Here is a 1,999-nt window from a genome sequence, read left to right as displayed (position 1 = left end):
GGCCGCCCCCGGCGAGCACAAGGATCCGGCGCGGCTCGCGGCGCTGATCCGCCGGCAGCGCGTCACGACGCTGCATTTCGTGCCGTCGATGCTGCAGGCCTTCCTCGCGCATGCCGAGGTCGAGCGCTGCGACAGCCTGGCGCGCGTGATCTGCAGCGGCGAGGCGCTTCCCGCCGAGGCGCAGAACGAGCTGCTGCGCCGCCTGCCCCAGGCCGGGCTGTTCAACCTGTACGGCCCGACCGAGGCGGCGATCGACGTGACGCAATGGCGTTGTCGCGATGATGGCCTGGTGCGCGTCGCGATCGGCCGGCCGATCTCGGCGACGCGCACGCTGGTGCTCGATGCCGGCCTGCAGCCGGTGCCGCCCGGCGTGGCCGGCGAGCTGTACCTGGGCGGCCTCGGCCTTGCGCGCGGCTACCTCGGCCGCGCGGGGCTGACCAGCGAACGTTTCGTCGCCGACCCGTTCGAGCCCGGCGAGCGGCTGTACCGCACCGGCGACCTCGCATGCTGGCGCGGTGACGGAGAGCTGGAGTACCTCGGCCGCATCGACCATCAAGTGAAGATCCGCGGCGTGCGCATCGAGCTCGGCGAGATCGAAGCCGGCCTGCTGGCGCAGCCGGGCGTGCGCGAGGCGGTGGTGGTCGCACGCGGCGGCGATCTGCTGGTGGCGTATGTGTCGGCACAACCCGGGCAGTCGCTCGATCCGCAAGCGCTGCGCGTGCAGCTCGCGACCCGACTGCCCGACGCGATGCTGCCGGCGGTGATCGCGGTGCTCGACACGCTGCCGCTGAACGCCAACGGCAAGATTGATCGCAACGCCTTGCCGGCCACCGGGCCTCAGGCGGCACGTGCCTGCGAGCCGCCGCAGGGCGAGGCCGAAACGGTGCTCGCGGCGATCTGGGCCGAGGTGCTGGGCGTCGAGCGCGTCGGCCGCGAAGACCGCTTCTTCGAACTCGGCGGGCATTCGCTGGCGGCCCTGCGCGTGCAGTCGCGGTTGCGCGAGCGGCTGGGCGTTGCGCTGCCGCTGCGCAGCCTGTTCGAGCAGGCGTCGCTCGCGGCGCTGGCTGCCGCCGTGCAGGCAGCGCGACCGGCCGCGGTGGCTGACGATGACGCGGCGCTGGACCGCATGGCCGATCTGCTGGCCACCCTGGAGACCTGAATGAGTTCACGCGCCCGCGACATCGCCGAGCGATTCACCCTGCTGCCGGCCGAGCGCCGCAGCGGGTTCCTGGCGCTGTTGCGCGAACAGGGCATGGCCTTCAGCCGCCTGCCGATGGTGCCGTGGCCGCCTGGCGACGAGCCTGATCCGATGTCGCATGCGCAGGCCCGCCAGTGGTTCCTGTGGCGGCTCGACCCGGCAAGCACCGCGTACCACATCGCCGGTGCACTGCGGCTCAGCGGCCGGCTCGACGTGGCGGCGTTGCGCGCGAGCTTCAGCGCGCTGGTGGCGCGGCATGAATCGCTGCGCACGGTGTTCGATGCGCTGCCCGACGGGCTGGCGCGGCCGCGCGTGCTGCCGGTGGCAGACATCGAGCTTCCCGAGATCGACACCGATGAAGTCTCGCTCGCCGCCGAGCTGCAGCGCATCAACGCCGCGCCGTTCGACCTGGAGCGCGGCCCGCTGCTGCGCCTTGCGCTGCTGAAGCTCGCGCCGCAGGAGCATGTGCTGGCGGTCGTGATGCACCACATCGTGTCCGATGGCGCGTCGCTGCAGGTGATCGTCGGCGAGTTCGTGTCGCTGTACCCATCGCGCGTCGAGAAACGTTCGATCGCGTTGCCGCCGCTGCCGATCCGCTATGCCGACTACGCCCGCTGGCAGCGCCACGGGCTGGAGGCCGGCGAGCAGGCGCGCCAGCTGGCGTACTGGACGGCCCAGATCGGCACCGACCACCCGGTGCTGCAGCTGCCGACCGACCGCCCGCGCGCGGCCGATGCGCGGTTGCGCGCCGCGCAGCACGCGATCGACCTGCCGCCGGCGCTGGTGCAAGCGCTGCGCCAG

Annotated in this window: 2 protein-coding genes; both read left to right on the top strand. The window is 72.7% G+C overall.

Features of this window, described 5'->3' with window-relative positions; translation table 11 throughout:
• Positions 1-1,159: AMP-binding protein (locus AC1D15_RS29240; RefSeq protein ID WP_477828778.1), on the top strand; the 1,159-nt coding region annotated here is incomplete at its 5' end.
• Positions 1,160-1,999: condensation domain-containing protein (locus AC1D15_RS29235; RefSeq protein WP_477828777.1), on the top strand; the 840-nt coding region annotated here is incomplete at its 3' end. It lies immediately after the preceding gene.

Source organism: Rhizobacter sp. P2_H2 (genome assembly GCF_056403375.1).
The sequence above is the reverse complement of the archived record's forward strand: the minus strand, read 5'-3'. Positions and strand labels throughout refer to the sequence as shown.